Origin of the sequence: Serratia sp. MF1(2023) (genome assembly GCF_030954545.1) — a bacterium.
Lineage (GTDB): Bacteria > Pseudomonadota > Gammaproteobacteria > Enterobacterales > Enterobacteriaceae > Serratia > Serratia sarumanii.
This window is the reverse complement of record NZ_JAVHUX010000050.1, coordinates 94,779-113,646: the sequence shown is the minus strand read 5'-3', so window position 1 is coordinate 113,646 and position 18,868 is coordinate 94,779. Positions and strand designations below refer to the sequence as shown.

Annotated in this window: 15 protein-coding genes; 8 read left to right on the top strand and 7 right to left on the bottom strand. The window is 61.6% G+C overall.

Annotated elements, in window-relative coordinates; translation table 11 throughout:
* Window positions 1-265 precede the first annotated feature (265 nt).
* The 4 genes from carA to kefC all read left to right on the top strand — a co-directional run bounded on the left by carA (window position 266) and on the right by kefC (window position 7,236).
* Window positions 266-1,414, top strand: a complete 1,149-nt coding sequence (gene carA, locus REA38_RS24240; protein ID WP_071998166.1) for a glutamine-hydrolyzing carbamoyl-phosphate synthase small subunit — start codon at window positions 266-268, stop codon at window positions 1,412-1,414.
* A 17-nt stretch (window positions 1,415-1,431) separates the two neighbouring features.
* Window positions 1,432-4,656 carry a carbamoyl-phosphate synthase large subunit gene (carB, locus tag REA38_RS24235; RefSeq protein ID WP_038873387.1) on the top strand — a complete coding sequence of 1,075 codons (3,225 nt, stop codon included), beginning with the start codon at window positions 1,432-1,434 and terminating at the stop codon, window positions 4,654-4,656.
* Between the two features lie 176 nt (window positions 4,657-4,832).
* Window positions 4,833-5,390 carry a glutathione-regulated potassium-efflux system oxidoreductase KefF gene (gene kefF / locus REA38_RS24230; RefSeq protein ID WP_033637069.1) on the top strand — a complete coding sequence of 186 codons (558 nt, stop codon included), beginning with the start codon at window positions 4,833-4,835 and terminating at the stop codon, window positions 5,388-5,390.
* The gene (gene kefC / locus REA38_RS24225) at window positions 5,383-7,236 is read left to right on the top strand and encodes a glutathione-regulated potassium-efflux system protein KefC (protein ID WP_033637070.1); all 1,854 of its coding nucleotides are present in this window, start codon (window positions 5,383-5,385) and stop codon (window positions 7,234-7,236) included. The genes kefF and kefC overlap by 8 nt, the downstream gene beginning before the upstream one ends.
* Before the next feature lie 35 nt (window positions 7,237-7,271).
* Here the strand turns inward: kefC and REA38_RS24220 are convergent, their stop codons facing one another.
* Window positions 7,272-7,886 carry a LysE family translocator gene (locus REA38_RS24220; RefSeq protein ID WP_015376619.1) on the bottom strand — a complete coding sequence of 205 codons (615 nt, stop codon included), beginning with the start codon at window positions 7,884-7,886 and terminating at the stop codon, window positions 7,272-7,274.
* 127 nt (window positions 7,887-8,013) lie between these two features.
* On the opposite strand from REA38_RS24220, the gene REA38_RS24215 reads away from it, so the two are divergent.
* From REA38_RS24215 to REA38_RS24200, 4 genes are all read left to right on the top strand, one after another.
* Window positions 8,014-8,814, top strand: a complete 801-nt coding sequence (locus REA38_RS24215; protein WP_041033215.1) for a threonine/serine exporter ThrE family protein — start codon at window positions 8,014-8,016, stop codon at window positions 8,812-8,814.
* A complete protein-coding gene (locus REA38_RS24210; protein WP_033649168.1) occupies window positions 8,811-9,275 on the top strand; it encodes a threonine/serine exporter in 465 nt (154 codons plus the stop codon). The genes REA38_RS24215 and REA38_RS24210 overlap by 4 nt, the downstream gene beginning before the upstream one ends.
* Window positions 9,276-9,418: 143 nt before the next feature.
* A complete protein-coding gene (gene folA / locus REA38_RS24205; protein ID WP_033637073.1) occupies window positions 9,419-9,901 on the top strand; it encodes a type 3 dihydrofolate reductase in 483 nt (160 codons plus the stop codon).
* A gap of 180 nt (window positions 9,902-10,081) precedes the next feature.
* A complete protein-coding gene (locus tag REA38_RS24200; RefSeq protein WP_308886779.1) occupies window positions 10,082-11,971 on the top strand; it encodes a PhoX family phosphatase in 1,890 nt (629 codons plus the stop codon).
* 44 nt (window positions 11,972-12,015) lie between these two features.
* Here the strand turns inward: REA38_RS24200 and apaH are convergent, their stop codons facing one another.
* The 6 genes from apaH to lptD all read right to left on the bottom strand — a co-directional run bounded on the left by apaH (window position 12,016) and on the right by lptD (window position 18,777).
* Entirely contained in the window at window positions 12,016-12,867 is an 852-nt protein-coding gene (gene apaH, locus REA38_RS24195) for a bis(5'-nucleosyl)-tetraphosphatase (symmetrical) ApaH (protein ID WP_033637075.1), read from the bottom strand.
* Window positions 12,868-12,869: 2 nt separating this feature from the next.
* A complete protein-coding gene (gene apaG, locus REA38_RS24190; protein WP_016929119.1) occupies window positions 12,870-13,247 on the bottom strand; it encodes a Co2+/Mg2+ efflux protein ApaG in 378 nt (125 codons plus the stop codon).
* A 12-nt stretch (window positions 13,248-13,259) separates the two neighbouring features.
* Window positions 13,260-14,078: a 16S rRNA (adenine(1518)-N(6)/adenine(1519)-N(6))-dimethyltransferase RsmA gene (rsmA, locus tag REA38_RS24185; protein ID WP_033637076.1), complete on the bottom strand. Its 819-nt coding sequence runs from the start codon at window positions 14,076-14,078 to the stop codon at window positions 13,260-13,262.
* On the bottom strand, window positions 14,071-15,063 hold the full coding sequence (pdxA, locus tag REA38_RS24180; protein ID WP_033649277.1) for a 4-hydroxythreonine-4-phosphate dehydrogenase PdxA: 993 nt from the start codon (window positions 15,061-15,063) through the stop codon (window positions 14,071-14,073). Before pdxA ends, rsmA begins: the two co-directional genes overlap by 8 nt.
* A complete protein-coding gene (surA, locus tag REA38_RS24175; RefSeq protein ID WP_033637077.1) occupies window positions 15,050-16,351 on the bottom strand; it encodes a peptidylprolyl isomerase SurA in 1,302 nt (433 codons plus the stop codon). The genes pdxA and surA overlap by 14 nt, the downstream gene beginning before the upstream one ends.
* Window positions 16,352-16,416: 65 nt before the next feature.
* On the bottom strand, window positions 16,417-18,777 hold the full coding sequence (gene lptD, locus REA38_RS24170) for an LPS assembly protein LptD (RefSeq protein WP_308886776.1): 2,361 nt from the start codon (window positions 18,775-18,777) through the stop codon (window positions 16,417-16,419).
* Window positions 18,778-18,868: the final 91 nt, after the last annotated feature.

Sequence of the window (18,868 nt, the reverse complement as noted above, 5' to 3'; positions counted from 1 at the left end):
TGGCGCCATTTTCCGTCATTCAGCTTCGCAACCGTTTTCCAGCCTCGGTTTTCTGTGTTTTTATCGACGCTCAAGCCTCATGAGCGCCGAGAACTGCAAAAATAAAACAAAAAACGGCAGTTTGGGTAGACAAGCCGGGCACTCATCATTAAAATGCGCCCAATTTGCCAAAAATTGGCCTCGCGGACGGTTTTTGCATTGATTTAGATCGCGATATCTGAATTAATATGCAAATATTGTGATTGATTATTCCTCGGAGGATGTTTTGATAAAGTCAGCGCTATTGGTTCTGGAAGACGGAACCCAATTCCACGGTCGGGCCATCGGGGCAGAGGGAACGGCAGTGGGGGAAGTGGTCTTCAATACGTCGATGACCGGTTATCAAGAAATCCTCACTGATCCTTCCTATTCCCGCCAGATCGTTACTCTTACTTATCCTCATATCGGCAATGTCGGCACCAATGCTTCCGACGAAGAATCCTCCGCAGTACACGCCCAAGGCCTCGTCATTCGTGACCTCCCGCTGATCGCCAGCAACTACCGCAACGAAGAAAGCCTGTCCGACTACCTCAAGCGTCACAACATCGTGGCGATCGCCGATATCGATACCCGTAAATTAACCCGCCTGCTGCGCGAGAAGGGCGCCCAGAACGGCTGCATCATCGCCGCCGACTCGCCGGACGCCGCGCTGGCCCTGGCCAAGGCGCAAGGTTTCCCGGGGTTGAAGGGCATGGATCTGGCGAAAGAGGTCACCACCCAAGAGGCTTACAGCTGGCAGCAAGGCAGCTGGACGCTTGAAGGCGACCTGCCCGAAGCCAAAACCGCCGCGGAGCTGCCGTTCCACGTGGTGGCTTACGACTACGGCGCCAAGCGCAACATCCTGCGCATGCTGGTGGATCGCGGCTGCCGCCTGACCGTGGTGCCGGCGCAGACCCCGGCCGAGGACGTGCTGAAAATGAATCCGGACGGCATCTTCCTGTCCAACGGCCCGGGCGACCCGGAGCCGTGCGACTACGCCATCGCCGCCATCAAACAGTTCCTGGAAACCGACATCCCGGTGTTCGGCATCTGCCTGGGCCACCAGCTGCTGGCGCTGGCCAGCGGGGCGAAAACCATGAAGATGAAGCTCGGCCACCACGGCGGCAACCACCCGGTGAAGGATCTGGACAACAACACCGTGATGATCACCGCGCAGAACCACGGCTTCGCCGTCGATGAAAACAACCTACCGGCGAACCTGCGCGTCACGCACAAATCGCTGTTCGACCACACGGTGCAGGGCATTCACCGCACCGACAAGGCGGCGTTCAGCTTCCAGGGTCACCCGGAAGCCAGCCCAGGCCCGCACGATGCCGCGCCGCTGTTCGATCACTTTATCGAACTGATTGAGACTTACCGTTCTAACGCCAAATAATCAGGAGCAGTAAAAAAATGCCAAAACGTACAGACATAAAAAGCATCCTGATCCTCGGCGCTGGCCCGATCGTTATCGGCCAGGCGTGTGAGTTCGACTACTCGGGTGCCCAGGCGTGTAAAGCGCTGCGCGAAGAGGGTTACCGCGTCATTCTGGTCAACTCCAACCCGGCGACCATCATGACCGACCCGGAAATGGCCGACGCGACCTACATCGAGCCGATCCACTGGGAAGTGGTGCGCAAGATCATCGAAAAAGAGCGCCCGGATGCGGTGCTGCCGACCATGGGCGGCCAGACGGCGCTGAACTGCGCGCTGGAGCTGGAGCGTCAGGGCGTGCTGGCCGAGTTCGGCGTGACCATGATCGGCGCCACCGCCGATGCGATCGACAAGGCCGAAGACCGTCGCCGTTTCGACGTGGCGATGAAGAAAATCGGGCTGGACACCGCGCGTTCCGGCATCGCGCACACCATGGAAGAAGCGCTGGCGGTCGCCGCTGACGTCGGCTTCCCGTGCATCATCCGTCCTTCCTTTACCATGGGCGGCACCGGCGGCGGCATCGCCTACAACCGCGAAGAGTTCGAAGAGATCTGCGAACGCGGTCTGGATCTGTCGCCGACCAACGAGCTGCTGATCGATGAATCGCTGATCGGTTGGAAAGAGTACGAGATGGAAGTGGTGCGTGATAAGAACGACAACTGCATCATCGTCTGTTCTATCGAAAACTTCGACGCCATGGGCATCCACACCGGCGACTCGATCACCGTCGCACCGGCCCAGACCCTGACCGACAAGGAATACCAAATCATGCGCAACGCCTCGATGGCGGTGCTGCGTGAGATCGGCGTGGAAACCGGCGGCTCCAACGTGCAGTTCTCGGTCAACCCGAAAACCGGCCGCCTGATCGTTATCGAAATGAACCCGCGCGTGTCGCGCTCTTCGGCGCTGGCGTCGAAAGCCACCGGCTTCCCTATCGCCAAGATCGCCGCCAAGCTGGCGGTGGGCTACACCCTCGATGAACTGATGAACGACATCACCGGCGGCCGCACCCCGGCATCGTTCGAACCGTCCATCGACTACGTCGTGACCAAGATCCCGCGCTTCAACTTCGAGAAGTTCGCCGGCGCCAACGACCGCCTGACCACCCAGATGAAATCGGTCGGCGAAGTGATGGCCATCGGCCGCACCCAGCAGGAGTCGCTGCAAAAAGCGCTGCGCGGCCTGGAAGTGGGCGCCACCGGCTTCGACCCGAAAGTGAGCCTGGACGATCCGGAAGCGCTGACCAAAATCCGCCGCGAGCTGAAAGACGCCGGCTCTGACCGCATCTGGTACATCGCCGACGCCTTCCGCGCCGGTCTGTCGGTTGACGGCGTCTTCAACCTGACCAACGTCGACCGCTGGTTCCTGGTGCAGATTGAAGAGCTGGTGCGCCTGGAAGAGCAGGTGGCCGAAGCGGGCATCAACGGCCTGAACAAAGCGTTCCTGCGCACCCTGAAGCGCAAGGGCTTCGCCGATGCGCGTCTGGCCAAGCTGGCCGGCGTCGCCGAGAGCGAAATTCGCAAGCTGCGCCACAGCCACGGCCTGCATCCGGTGTACAAGCGCGTGGATACCTGCGCGGCGGAATTCGCCACCGACACCGCCTACATGTACTCCACCTATGAAGAAGAGTGCGAGTCCAACCCGACCAACGACCGGCCGAAAGTGATGGTGCTGGGCGGCGGGCCGAACCGTATCGGCCAGGGCATCGAGTTCGACTACTGCTGCGTGCACGCCTCGCTGGCGCTGCGCGAAGACGGCTACGAGACCATCATGGTCAACTGCAACCCGGAAACCGTCTCCACCGACTACGACACCTCCGACCGTCTGTATTTCGAGCCGGTAACGCTGGAAGACGTGCTGGAAATCGTGCGCATCGAGAAGCCGAAGGGCGTGATCGTGCAGTACGGCGGCCAGACCCCGCTGAAGCTGGCGCGTGAGCTGGAAGCCGCGGGCGTGCCGATCATCGGCACCAGCCCGGACGCCATCGACCGCGCCGAAGACCGCGAGCGCTTCCAGCAGGCGGTTAACCGTCTGGGCCTGAAGCAGCCGGCCAACGCCACCGTCACCGCCATCGAGCAGGCGGTGGAGAAGGCGGCGGGCATCGGCTATCCGCTGGTGGTGCGCCCTTCCTACGTGCTGGGCGGCCGGGCGATGGAAATCGTCTATGACGAAACCGACCTGCGCCGTTACTTCCAGACTGCGGTCAGCGTGTCCAACGATGCGCCGGTGCTGCTGGACCGCTTCCTGGACGACGCGGTGGAAGTGGACGTCGACGCCATCTGCGACGGCGAGCGCGTGCTGATTGGCGGCATCATGGAGCACATCGAGCAGGCGGGCGTGCACTCCGGCGACTCCGCGTGTTCGCTGCCGGCGTACACCCTGAGCCAGGAAATTCAGGACGTGATGCGTCGCCAGGTGGAAAAACTGGCGTTCGAGCTGCAGGTACGCGGCCTGATGAACGTGCAGTTCGCGGTGAAAGACAACGAAGTCTACCTGATTGAAGTCAACCCGCGCGCCGCGCGCACCGTGCCGTTCGTCTCCAAAGCGACCGGCGTGCCGTTGGCCAAGGTGGCCGCGCGCGTAATGGCGGGCAAAACGCTGGTCGAGCAGGGCGTGACCGAAGAAATTATCCCGCCGTACTACTCGGTGAAAGAAGTGGTGCTGCCGTTCAACAAATTCCCGGGCGTCGACCCGATTCTGGGGCCGGAAATGCGCTCTACCGGGGAAGTGATGGGCGTGGGCCGCACCTTCGCGGAAGCCTTCTCCAAAGCGATGCTGGGCAGCAACTCGGGCATGAAGAAACAGGGCCGCGCGCTGCTGTCGGTGCGTGAAGGCGACAAGGCTCGCGTGGTCGATTTGGCCGCCAGCCTGCTGAAGCAAGGCTTCGAGCTGGACGCCACCCACGGCACCGCAGTGGTGCTGGGCGAAGCGGGCATCAACCCGCGCCTGGTCAACAAGGTGCACGAAGGGCGTCCGCACATTCAGGATCGTATCAAGAACGGTGAGTACACCTACATCGTCAACACCACGGCCGGTCGTCAGGCGATTGAGGACTCCAAGCTGATTCGCCGCAGCGCCCTGCAGTACAAGGTGCACTACGACACCACGTTGAACGGCGGCTTCGCCACCGCGATGGCGCTGAAAGCGGATCCGACCGAGCAGGTGACGTCGGTGCAGGAAATGCACGCGCGCATCGGCAAGTAACCGCGCGATAACACTACGCCAGGGGCGCTGCAGTTCAATGCAGCGCCCTTTTTTTATTCAGCGAATTTGTCGGCAGGCGTTAAAAATTTCCGCTATCAATCAGTGGGCAAACTGTCACCCTGTGTGATTGGTATATGCTTGGTGTATTGGCAAGGAACGAAGGAACGACGATAAGAATGATTCTGATAATTTACGCTCACCCGTATCCCCGGCATTCGCATGCCAATCAGCGCCTGCTGCAGGCGGTGAGGGATCTCCCCGAGGTAGAGGTGCGCTCGCTGTATGAGCTGTACCCCGATTTCAATATCGATATCAACGCCGAGCAGCGGGCGCTGGAGCGCGCCGACCTGGTGGTGCTGCAGCATCCGATGCAGTGGTACAGCTTCCCGCCGCTGTTGAAGCTGTGGATCGACAAAGTGCTGGAGCACGGCTGGGCCTACGGCCACGACGGCAACGCGCTGGTGGGTAAAGACTGCCTGTGGGCGGTGACCAGCGGCGGCGACGAGCACCACTTCGAGCTGGGCGACTTTCCCAACTTTGCTGCGCTGGCGCAGCCGCTGCAGGCCACGGCGATCTACTGCGGCATGAACTGGCAACCCTATTTTGCCGTACATAATACTTTTACCTGCAACGAACCGGCGCTGCTCGCCGCCGGCGAAGCCTACCGGCAGCGGTTGGTCGACTACCTGATGGAACATGCCGAAGCGGAAACTCGGGAGGCCAGCCATGGATAACCACCACATGATGATCGAGGGGCTGATCTACCTCGGCTCCGCCGCGCTGTTCGTGCCGATCGCGGTGCGTCTGGGGCTGGGCTCGGTGCTCGGCTACCTGATCGCCGGCTGCATCATTGGCCCCTGGGGGCTGAAGCTGGTGTCGGACGCCGAATCGATCCTGACCTTCGCCGAGATCGGCGTGGTGCTGATGCTGTTTATCATCGGCCTGGAGCTGGATCCCAAGCGGCTGTGGACGCTGCGCGCCTCGGTGTTCGGCGGCGGCAGCATTCAGATGGTGGGCTGCGGCCTGGCGCTGAGCGCCTTCTGTTACTTCCTCGGCCTCAACTGGAAGGTGGCGCTGCTGATCGGCCTGACGCTGGCCCTCTCATCCACCGCCATCGCCATGCAGGCGATGAGCGAACGCAATTTGACGCCGTCGCCGATCGGCCGCAGCGCGTTTGCGGTGCTGCTGTTCCAGGATATCGCGGCGATCCCGCTGGTGGCGATGATCCCGCTGTTGGCCAGCAGCGGCGCCACCACCACGCTGGGCGCTTTCGTGCTGTCGGCGGCCAAGGTGGTGGGCGCGTTGACGATGGTGGTGCTGCTCGGCCGCTACGTCACCCGCCCGCTGCTGCACTTCGTCGCCCGTTCGGGCATGCGCGAAGTGTTCAGCGCCGTGGCGCTGTTCCTGGTGTTCGGTTTCGGCATCCTGCTGGAGATGGCCGGGCTTTCGATGGCGATGGGGGCGTTCCTCGCCGGGGTGCTGCTGGCGAGTTCGGAATACCGCCACGCGCTGGAGAGCGATATTCAGCCGTTCAAAGGGCTGCTGCTGGGGCTGTTCTTTATCGGCGTCGGCATGTCGATCGACTTCGGCACGCTGTTCCATCACCCGCTGCTGATCGCCTCGCTGTTGCTGGGCTTTATGCTGATCAAGGCAGCGCTGCTGTGGCTGATTGGGCCGCTGCTCGGCGTGCCGAAGCGCCAGCGCGGCCTGTTTGCCATTCTGCTGGGGCAGGGCAGTGAATTCGCCTTCGTGATCTTCAGCGCCGCGCAGCTGGCCGGCGTACTGCCGGTCGAATGGGCCAAGTCGCTGACGCTGGCGGTGGCGCTGTCGATGGCGGCCACGCCGCTGCTGTTGGTGATCGCCGCGCAGCTGGAGAAAAATGCGCCGAAAGAGGAGCGCCCGGCGGACGTCATCGACGACGAAAATGCCAGCGTGATCATCGCCGGCTTCGGCCGTTTCGGCCAGATCGCCGGCCGCTTGCTGCTGGCCAACGGCGTACACACCGTGGTGCTGGATCACGATCCGGACCATATCGAAACGCTGCGCAAATTCGACACCAAGGTGTTCTACGGCGACGCCACGCGCGCCGATCTGCTGGAGGCCGCCGGCGCCGCCCACGCCAAGGTGCTGATCAACGCCATCGATGACGTGGAAGATAGCCTGGCGCTAACCGAGCTGGCCAGGCAGCACTTCCCGCATCTGAAGGTGGTGGCACGGGCGCGCGACGTCGATCACTGGTATCAGCTGCGGCAGCTGGGGGTGGAAAAACCGGAGCGCGAAACCTTCGAAAGCTCGCTGCGCGTCGGCCGTGAAACGCTGGAGCTGCTGGGGCTGGACGCCTATGAGGCGCGCGAGAAGGCGGACACGTTCCGCCGCTATAACCTGAAGATGCTGGAAGACACGCTGGAGAATTATCAGGACACCGAGTTCCGCATCGCCAGCCTGCAGCGGGCCAAGGAGATGCTCAGCGCGGCCATCGAGCAGGATCAGAATCGGCTGGCGCGGGTGCAGCAGACCGGCTGGCGCGGCAGTATCGACGGCAAGGCGCCGGAGGACGAGGTGGTGGAAGCCAAAGGATAAGAGTAGGGGCGCCAGATCGGCGCCCCTTCTTTTGCTTAGCTCAGCGCGACCTTGATGCCCAGGGCGATCAGCATGCCGCCCAGCAGCTTGTCGACGATCTTCTGGGTCTTTTCCAACCCGCGGCGCACCGGCCCGCTCTGGATCAGGAACACCAGCAGCGGCCACCAGATAACCGACAGGCCGAGAATAATCCCCGCGTACCACAGCTTGTCGCCCAGACCGGAATCGATCTGCAGCACCTGGGTGAACACCGCCAGGAAGAACAGGGTGGCCTTCGGGTTCAGCAGGTTGCACAGGTAGCCTTGCGCAAAGGCGCTCTTCAGGCTGACCTGCTGCTGCGGCAGATTGCTGACGTTCATCTTGCCGCCGCCGCGCGACAGCAGCGCCTGGATGCCGATCCACACCAGATAGACCGCCCCGGCGTATTTCAGCAGGTTAAACAGCCACGGCGTGGTGGTGATCACCACCGCCAGCCCGGCGACGCAGTAGGACATGTGGGTGGCGACGCCGCAGATCACGCCGAAGGCGGTCATCATGGCGGCCAGCCGCGGATAGCGGGCGGCGTTTTTGATCACCAGGAAAAAATCCGGGCCGGGGGAGAGCATGCCGAGGGCGGCAATGCCGGCGACGAACAGCGAAGTTTCAAGCATGGGAGCGTCTCGCGCAAAAGACAGAGTTCTGGCGATAATAACGCCGCTTCCTCTGATGCGCATCAACCCAATGAGGTATTGTTAGGCTCTATGATAATAATTCATCTACCGCCAGCAACGGAGCACCATGCAGCAGACTAACGCCACAGACCGGCCGGAGCCGCACCGGCAACAGCGTGAAATTACCCGCCTGTGCATTCAATGCGCGCTGCTGCTGTTGCAGCACGGCGCCGAGAGCACGGTGGTGGAACAGCTGTCGACCCGCCTGGGGCTGGCGCTGGGGATGGACAGCGTGGAAAGCTCGATCTCCGCCAATGCGGTGGTGTTGACCACCCTCAGCCACGGCGCCTGCCTGACCACCACCCGCAAGAACGTCGATCGCGGCATCAATATGCAGGTGGTGACCGAAGTGCAGCATATCGTGATCCTCGCCGAGCACCACCTGGCGGATGCGCACGACGTGGCGCGCCGCTTTGACAGGATCCGGCCGCTGCGTTACCCGCGCTGGCTGGTGGTGCTGATGGTGGGGTTGTCCTGCGGGTGTTTCAGCATGCTCAACGGCGGCGGCGGCGATGCTTTCCTGGTGACCTTTATCGCCAGCGGCGCGGCGATGCTGGTGCGTCAAATCCTCACCGCCCGCCATATGAATCCGCTGATCAATTTTTGCCTGACGGCGTTTGTCGCTACGTCGATCTCCGGACTGCTGCTGCGCCTGCCGGCGTTTAAAGACACCTCGAGCGTGGCGATGGCCGCCAGCGTGCTGTTGCTGGTGCCGGGCTTCCCGCTGATCAACGCGGTGGCAGACATGTTCAAGGGGCACGTCAATACCGGGCTGGCGCGTTGGGCGATGGCCAGCCTGCTGACGCTGGCGACCTGCATCGGGGTGGTGATGGCGATGTCGCTGTGGGATCTGCGGGGGTGGTCATGAGTCTGCTGTGGGCCTTGTTGCAGGAGATGCTGTTGGCGGCGGTGCCGGCGCTGGGCTTCGCCATGGTGTTCAACGTGCCGCTGCGCGCGCTGCGCTATTGCGCGTTGCTCGGGGCTATCGGGCGCGGCTCGCGCATGCTGATGATGCACGGCGGCATGAACATCGAGTGGGCCTCGCTGCTGGCGGCGATCCTGATCGGTATCATCGGCATCTACTGGTCGCGCTGGCTGCTGGCGCACCCGAAGGTGTTCACCGTGGCGGCGGTGATCCCGATGTTCCCCGGCATTTCCGCCTATACCGCGATGATAACGGTGGTGGAGATCTCGCATCTGGGCTACAGCGAAGCCCTGATGGAGACCATGATCACCAACTTCCTCAAGGCCAGTTTTATCGTTGGCGCATTGTCGATCGGCCTGTCGTTGCCGGGCCTGTGGCTGTACCGCAAACGCCCCAGCGTGTGAAATGACCTGGCGGGAGATCGTTGGTTATTAGATATACTGATAAGAGCTATCTTATATATTCATCTTGCTTGATTAGCCTATCGACGGCACTCAGGCCTTTACGTATAGTGTCACCAATTTTGCTGCCTACACAGGGTTAAACAATGATTATCAGCCTGATCGCTGCCTTGGCGGCGGATCGCGTTATTGGCATGGAAAACGCCATGCCGTGGCACCTGCCGGCGGACCTTGCGTGGTTTAAACGCAACACGTTGAATAAGCCGGTTATTATGGGCCGCAAGACCTTCGAGTCCATCGGCCGCCCGCTGCCGGGCCGCCACAATATCGTTTTGAGCAGCCGCCCGGGCAATGCCGCCGGGGTGACCTGGGTGACCTCGCTGGATGAAGCGCTGGCCGCCGCGGGCGAGGTGGAAGAAGTGATGGTGATCGGCGGTGGGCGCATCTATACCCAGCTGCTGCCGCGCGCCGATCGCCTGTACCTGACGCACATCGACGCCGAAGTCGGCGGCGATACCCACTTCCCGGATTACGAGCCGGACGAGTGGGAAACCACGTTCAGCGAATTCCACGACGCCGACGATCTGAACTCGCACAGCTACTGCTTCGAAATCCTGCAGCGCCGCTGATTTAAGCGCGTTAGCCAACTATCCCCGGGGGCGCAAGCAATTGCGCCCCCGGCCTTTTTGCGCCCGTCGTTTGTAACCTTTCCGTCACATTACCTGATTAGTATGAAGCCCAACTCCGAGCGCCACGGCAACTCTGGTGAATCTTGACTGCGGCGCCATAACTAAAAAGGTAACCACGCTATGACCAAGCAAATTGAGCAATTAGACGCCGACCGCCTGATCGATCCCACTCGCCGCAAACTGCTGCTCGGCAGCGCCGGCGCCGTCGGCCTGGCCGGTTTTCTCGGCGGCGGCATCTGGTCGGTCTCCAGTGAGGCGTTGGCCGAGGATCTGCCGCCGAACAAGCTGTTGGGCTTTCAGGGCATCGCCGCGTCTACCGCCGATGAGGTGACCATCGCGCCGGGCTACCGCGCCGAGGTGCTGATCTCCTGGGGTGAGCCGCTGGTAGACGGCGCGTCGGCCTTCGATCCGCAGGGCAACAACAGCGCCGCCGATCAGGAAAAACAGTTCGGCGACAATAACGACGGCATGAGCTTCTTCCCGATCGATGACAATCACGGCGTGATGGCCATCAATAACGAATACGTTAACGAGCAGTACCTGTTCGCTCACGGCGGCGCCAAGGCCACCAGCCTGGAAGAGGTGCGTAAATCGCAGGCGGCGCACGGCGTCTCCATCGTGGCGGTAAAGCGCGTCGGCGACGGCCAGCGCTGGGAGGTGGAGCGCCCGTCGCGCTATAACCGCCGCATCACCGCCAATACCGAAATGCAGTTCAGCGGCCCGGCCGCCGGGCACCCGCTGCTGCAGACCGCCGCCGATCCGAGCGGGCGCAAGGTGCTGGGCACTTTCGGCAACTGCGCCAACGGCAAGACGCCGTGGGGCACCTACCTGACCTGCGAAGAAAACTTCGATACCTACTTTGGCACTCATCAGGCTGATTACAAAACCACGCCGGAACAGAAGCGCTACACGCTGAAGGCCAGCGAACCGGAGCGCAACTGGCCGGACTATGACGAGCGCTTCGACGTGGCGAAGAACCCCAATGAATTCAACCGCCACGGCTGGATCGTCGAGATTGACCCGCTGAATCCGACCTCGACGCCCATCAAGCACACCGCGCTGGGCCGCTTCAAGCACGAGAACGCGGCGGTGACCGTGGCCAAAGATGGCCGTTTGGTGGTGTACATGGGGGACGACGAGCGCGGTGAACATATCTATAAGTACGTTTCCAAAGGCGTGGTCGACGCCGCCAATCCGGCCAACAACCGCACGCTGCTGGACGAAGGGACGCTGTACGTGGCGCAGTTCGACGGCGATGAGACCGGCACGCCGCTGAAGGGCAAAGGGCGCTGGATTGCGCTCGAGTTCGGCAAGAACGGCCTGACGCCGGAGAACGGCTTCCGCGATGAGGCCGAAGTGCTGATCTTCGCCCGCAAGGCGGCGCAGCAGGTCGGCGCCACCAAAATGGATCGTCCGGAGTGGATCGCGGTGAACCCGCATGACGGCCGCGCGTACTGCACGTTGACCAACAACAGCAAGCGCGGCGAGGAAGGGATGCCGCTGAACGCCGCCAACCCGCGGCCGAACAATATCTATGGCCAGATCATTCGCTGGGACGAGGGCGGCGACGCCACCGCCGGCACCTTCGCCTGGGACATCTATGCGCTGTGCGGCAACCCGATCGCCCATCCGGAAGGCGTCAATCGCGGCACGCCGAACATCACGGCGGAAAATACCTTCAACAGCCCGGATGGGCTGGGCTTCGATCGCGCCGGCCGCCTGTGGATCCTCACCGACGGCAAGTACAGCAACAAGGGCGATTACGCCGGGCAGGGCAACAACCAGATGCTGGTGGGCGATCCGATCAGCGGCGAAATTCGCCGTTTCATGGTGGGGCCGAAGTCCTGCGAACTGACCGGCATCACCTTCACCCCGGACTACAAGACGATGTTCGTCAACGTGCAGCATCCGGGAGAAGAGGGCGATTCGCACTTCCCAAACAACAGCCCGCGCCCGCGTTCATCGGTGTTGATGATCACGCGTGAAGATGGCGGGGTGATTGGGGCGTAAGGCGCTAAAGAGAGCAAAGGCGGCCTGGGGCCGCCTTGATGTTTTCAGAACGCGGCCAGCCTGCCGGCGTGGTCGGGCGCCTCGCCGCGATTAGCGGGCTGCGTGAAGTAACGGCGGTCTTCCCAGCGCAGCATCGTCAGATCGCCGCCCCAGCAGCAGCCTGTGTCCAGCCCGATCACGCCTTCCGGCGTGCCCTTGCCTTCCAGCGAGGCCCAGTGGCCGAAGACGATGGTGTATTCCGGATCCACCAGGCGCGGCAGCTCGAACCACGGTTTCAGCGGCGCGGGGGCGGTGCCCGGCGCATCTTTGCAGATCATGTCGAGCTGGCCGTTGGGGAAGCAATAACGCATGCGCGTCAGCGCATTGGTGCTGAAACGCAGGCGCGCCAGGCCGCTCAGCTCCGGCGTCCAGTTGTTCGGCATATCGCCGTACATGGCGTCGAGGAACAGCGGGTAGCTGTCGCTGCTTAATACCGCTTCCACTTCGCGCGCGCACATTTTCGCGGTGTCGATATCCCACTGCGGGGTGATGCCGGCGTGCGCCATCACCAGCTTTTGCTCATCGTCCACCTGCAGCACCGGTTGGCGGCGCAGCCAGTTGATCAGCTCGTCGGCGTCCGGCGCCTCCAGCAGCGGGGTGATGCGATCTTTGGGTTTGTTGCGGCTGATGCCGGCGTAAACCGCCAGCAGGTGCAGATCGTGGTTGCCCAGCACCATGCGCACCGCCGGGCCGAGCGAGCGCACGAAGCGCAGCACGTCCAGCGAGGCGGGGCCGCGCGCCACCAGATCGCCGGTCAGCCACAGTTGATCGCGCTCGGGATCGAACGCAACCTGAGCCAGCAGCGACTTCAGTTCATCGAAACAGCCGTGAACGTCGCCGATAAGGTATGTCGACATAATTAATGGATCAGCGTTGGAATGGCTAAGCGAAACACGGGAATAGCGGTGCGGAACGGCTGACCCTGGTGGTCAACCATTTCGTAATGGCCTTCCATGGTGCCCAGCGGCGTTTCCAGAATCGCGCCGCTGGTGTACTGAAACTCTCCGCCGGGCGGAATGACGGGCTGTTCGCCGATCACGCCTTCGCCCTGAACTTCGGTTTGGCGGCCGTTGCTGTTGGTGATCAGCCAGTAACGGCCCAGCAGTTGCACGTCGGTCCGCCCCAGATTGCGGATGGTGATGGTATAGGCGAAGACGTAACGCTCTTCTTCAGGGATCGACTGTGATTCCACATAGATGCTCTGAACCTGAATACACACGCGGGGCGAATCAATCATGACAACAACTCCTTATTGCTGCGGCGCCGGATTGGCTGACAGCCAGTTCGCCAGCTTGCAGTACTGCGCCACAGAAATATTTTCTGCTCTGAGCGAAGGATCGACGCCCAGCTCCGTCAGCTGCTCCGGCGTGAACAGGTCGCCCAGGCTGTTGCGGATGGTTTTCCGCCGCTGGTTGAACGCCTGCGTGGTGATGCGGCTCAGCATGCGCACGTCGCCCACCGGATTCGGCAGCACGCTGTGCGGCACCAGACGCACCACGGCGGAATCGACCTTCGGCGGCGGCGCGAACGCGGTCGGCGGCACTTCCAGCACCGGAATGACGTTGCAGTAGTACTGCGCCATCACGGTCAAACGCCCGTAGGCCTTGCTGTTCGGGCCGGCCACCAGACGGTTGACCACCTCTTTTTGCAACATAAAGTGCATGTCGCGGATTGCCTGAGTATAGCTGAAAAGGTGGAACATCAGCGGCGTCGAAATATTGTACGGAAGGTTACCAAATACGCGCAGCGGTTGGCCAGCTTCCTCGGCAAGTTCGGCGAAATTCACCGTCATGGCGTCCTGCTGGTGGATGGTCAGCTTGTCTTTCAGCCGCGGGTGGTTCTCCAGCCGGGTGGCCAGATCGCGGTCCAGTTCGATCACCGTCATGCGGTCCATGCGCGCGCCGACCGGCTCGGTCAAGGCGCCGAGGCCGGGGCCGATCTCGACCACCGCTTCGCCCGGCTGCGGGTGAATGGCGGAGACAATGCTATCGATGACAAACTGATCGGTTAAAAAGTTTTGTCCAAAGCGTTTGCGGGCAAAGTGCCCTTGGTGGACTCTGTTATTCATTACAATTAATTATCATTTTAATGGCGAGATTCAGGGCCGTTTGGAAACTGCCGACATCGGCGGTGCCGGTGCCGGCCAGTTCCAGAGCGGTACCGTGGTCGACCGAGGTGCGTATGAAAGGCAAACCGAGGGTGATATTCACCGCGCGGCCGAACCCTTGGTATTTTAGCACCGGCAGCCCCTGATCGTGATACATCGCCAGCACCGCATCGGCATCTTGCAGATATTTGGGCTGGAACAGGGTGTCCGCCGGCAGCGGGCCGACAAGATGGATGCCCTCAGCGCGCAGCGCGTCGAGCGCCGGGATGATGGTGTCTATCTCTTCGTGCCCCATATGGCCGCCTTCCCCGGCGTGGGGGTTCAGGCCGCAGACGTAAATGTGCGGCCGGGCGATGCCAAATTTGGTTTTCAGATCGTGGTCGAGGATGCGGATGACTTCGAACAGGCTCTGTTGCGTGATGGCGCCCGGCACCGCCAGCAGCGGCAGGTGGGTGGTCGCCAGCGCCACGCGCAGCTCTTCGGTCGCGAGCATCATCACCACGCGATCGCAGCGGCTGCGATCGGCAAAGAATTCGGTATGGCCGATAAACGGCACGCCGGCGTCGTTGATCACGCCCTTGTTCACCGGGCCGGTGATCAGCGCAGCGAATTCGCCGTTGAGGCAGCCGTCGCAGGCGCGCGCCAGGGTTTCCACCACGTAGGCACTGTTGCCGACGTTCAGCTCCCCGGCGGTGACCGGGTGAGCGAGCGGGACCGGCAGTACGGTCAGCGTGCCGGCGCGTTGCGCTTCGGCCGGTTGCTGCGGCTGGTAGTCGCGCAGCGTCAGCGGCAGGCCCAAACGCTTGGCGCGTTCAAGCAGCAGGGCCGGATCGGCGCACACCACCAGCTCAACAGGCCAATCCTGTTGCGCCAGCGCTGCCACCAAATCCGGCCCTACCCCGGCGGGTTCGCCGGGGGTAATGACGACGCGTTTATTGCTGTGCATCGCTGCCATCGAGGATCTTCACGTAAGCCTGGGCGCGCTGTTCCTGCATCCAGGTCTGCGCTTCTTCGGCGAATTTACGGTTGAACAGCATGCGGTAAGCGCGATCTTTCTGCGCGGCGTCGGTCTTATCCACCTGACGAGTGTCCAGCAGCTGAATCAGGTGCCAGCCGAAGGAAGAGTGGACCGGCGCGCTGATTTCACCCTTGCTCAGCTTCAGCAACGCATCGCGGAAGGCCGGATCGTAGATGTCCGGGGAAGCCCAGCCCAGATCGCCGCCCTGCATGGCAGAACCCGGATCCTGCGACAGCTGTTTGGCTTCGTCGGCAAACTTGGCGCGGCCGCTCTTGATCGCTTCCGCCACGGATTGCAGTTTGGCGCGCGCCTGATCGTCGGTCAGCACCACCGAAGGTTTCAGCAGGATGTGACGGGCGTGCACTTCGGTGACCGACACCGACTGGCTGGCGCCGCGGATGTCGTTCACTTTCAGGATGTGGAAGCCGACGCCGGAACGGATTGGGCCGACGACGTCGCCTTTCTTGGCGCTCACCAGACGTTCCGCGAACAGGGTCGGGATCTCTTGCAGCTTGCCCCAGCCCATGTTGCCGCCTTTCAGCGCCTGAGAATCGGCGGAGTAGGTGATCGCCAGCTTGCCGAAGTCGGCGCCGCTGTTGATCTCACCCACCAGGCGTTTGGCCAGCTCTTCGGCTTTGTCGACCTGCTGCTGCGACGGATTCTCCGGCAGCGGGATCAGGATGTGGCTGATGTTCATTTCGGTGTCGCTGCCGTTCTGCGCGCCCACCTGCTTGGCCAGCGCATCCACTTCCTGCGGCAGGATGGTGACGCGACGGCGCACTTCGTTGTTACGCACTTCGGAGATCAGCATCTCTTTGCGGATCTGCGAACGGTAGGTGTTGTAGTTCAACCCTTCGTACGACAGGCGGCTGCGCAGCTGATCGACGCTCATCTTGTTTTGCGCGGCGATGTTGGCGATCGCCTTGTCCAGATCGGCGTCGGACACGGTGATGCCCATTTTCTTGGCCATCTGCAGCTGGATGTTATCCATGATCAGGCGTTCGATGATCTGATGGCGCAGCGTCTTGTCGTCCGGCAATTGCTGGCCGGCCTGCTGGGCGTTGAGCTTCACTGACTGCAACAGACCGTTGACGTCGCTTTCGAGTACCACGCCGTTATCCACGACGGCGGCGACTTTATCCACTTCTTGGGGTGCTGCGAACGCGGCATTGGCGCAAACCACCAATCCGAGAATAAGCGTTCTCCAGTTCTTCATACATTTCCCATTATGTAATCCGCAAATGCGGGTGAAAGTTCTCGTTTTCAAAGTGTTGCAAAGCGTCAGAATGCGCGCTGATACGGCAGAATGCCGGAGCGCAGCATTTCTGCGGAGCCGAGACTATGATCGCTGCTCAGGCCGCGCAGTTCGACGTTGAACGAAACTCTGTTGTCGTAAACGCTGGTATTGTTGCTGTTGTTCCAATCGGTGATCTTGCGCTCATAGCCCAGGGTCACCGCCCAGCAGCAGGTGTTGTACTTCAGCCCCACCAGCTGATCGGCGGATTGCTTGGCGCGGGTGTCGTAGTAATACGCCCCGACCACCGCCCAACGATCGGCGATCGGCCAGCTGCCGGTGATGCCCACCTGCGAGATGCCGTCCTGGAAGGCCGGAACCGTTTTGGTGTTCAACGCCGTCTGGATGTATTCCGGCGTGGCGTAACGGTAGTTCAACTGCACCACGCGCTCGGCGTCCTGGCGGTATTCCACCACGCCGTTGCCCAGCGAGACGCTGTTCAGGCGGGTGTCGTACTGCAGGCCGCCGCGCAGGCCCCAACGATCGTCGATTTTCCAATAGGTATCGCCGGCCCAGGCCACGCTGCCGGTATCGTCGTTGTTGTCGTACCCGGTTACCTGATCGCCGGTGCGCGAACGGCTGAAGTAGTAGATTTGACCCACGGAAGCGTTAAAACGTTCAACCAGCGCGTCATCATAAATGCGGGTGGTCAAACCGGTGGAGACGCGGTTCTGCGAAGCGATGCGATCCAGGCCGCTGTAGGTGCGGTCGCGGAACAGGCCGGAGTAGTCGGTCTGCAGCAGCGTGGTGTCGTAGGTGTAGATGTTGCTCTGGTCGCGGTACGGCACGTACAGGTACTGTACGCGCGGCTCCAGCGTCTGGGTGGCGCCTTCGGCCCAGATCATCGGGCGTTCGAACACCAGCTTGCCGTCGACCTTGAACTGCGGCAATACGCGGTTGACCGAATCATCAAGATCCGGTGCAGCGGTGCCTTTGCGGCTCTGGTAGTTGGCGGCGAAACCGTCAGGAATATCCTGCTGGTAGTGGGTCGCCATCACCTTGGCTTCGGTGTTGAGGCTGGCCCAGCCGTTGGTCAGCGGCAGGTTGAGCGTCGGCTCCATATGCAGACGGGTGGCGTCCGGGCTGTATGGGTTGACGCTGGTGAACTTGGCCGCCTGGCCGTAAATATGGAAATCGAACGGGCCGAGGTCGTTTTTGTAGTAGTTCAGATCCAACTGCGGCTGAACTTTATACGATTCCGACTGCGAGCGATCGGTATCGTCGTAAATCTGGAACTGCTTGGAACTCAGCGTGGCGTTCCAGTTCTCGTTGGCGTAGCCGAGGCTGAATTTCTGCGTGGCATAGCCGTCGGTGGTGGAACCGTACTTGGAGTCCAGATCGGTGAAGTATTTGGAATCGCTGACCTTGGTGTAGTCGACGTTGAAGCGCCACACCTGATCCATGACGCCGTTGTGGTTCCAGTAGAACAGCCAGCGCTTGCTGTCGTCATGATCTTTGCCGTATTCCTTGTCGTCCGGCAACCAGTCGAACTCCATCAGGCCGAGGCCCGGCTGCACCAGATAGCGGAACTCGGTCTGCCACTGCAGGCCGCGCTTGGACATATAGTGCGGCGTGATGGTGGCGTCGTAGTTCGGCGCGATGTTCCAGTAGTACGGCAACATGAACTCGAAGCCGTTGTTGCTGCCGTACTTGGCGTTCGGGATCAGGAAGCCGGAACGGCGCTTGTCGCCGACCGGCAATTGCAGGTACGGGCTGTAGAACACCGGCACGCCGCCGATGCGGAAGCGGGCGTTCCACACTTCCGCCACCTGCTCTTCGCGATCGTGGATCACTTCGGAGCCGACCACGCTCCAGCTGTCGTCGCCCGGCAGACAGGAGGTAAAGGTGCCGTTTTCCAGAATGGTGTAACGGTTGGCGCCGCGCATTTTCATCTTGTCGGCGTCGCCACGCCCCTGACGGCCTACCATTTGGTAGTCGCCTTCATAGACGTCGGTATCTTTGGTGGTCAGGTTCGACCAGGCCTTCGGGCCTTTCAGTTTGATCTGATTGTCGCTGTAGTGCACGTCGCCGGTGGCGGTGACGGTGCGCACCGGCTCCGCCTGGCCAGGGTTTTGCGTCTGGTTCAGCTCGACTTCTTTGGCGGTCAGGGTGCTGTTGCCCTGCTCGATATGCACGTTACCGCTGAACAGGGCGCTTTTCGGATAGTCGGCGCGCGAGTCATCGGCATTGATGGTGACCGGCAGGCTGTTCGGATCGCCGCTGACCAAAGGTTTGTCGTAAACGGGAACGCCAAGCATGCATTGCTCGGCCAGATCAGCCAGCGCGTGCTGACTGTAGAGTGCCGTCCAAATCATCGTGGCCAGCAGTGTTGGGAAACTTTTTTTCATACGCGGTTTTGGTGTTCCGTCATCAGAGGCGTCATGTCCGGCAAACGGTCAGAGACTATATTACTCATCTGCGTTGCGCTAGTGCTAAATC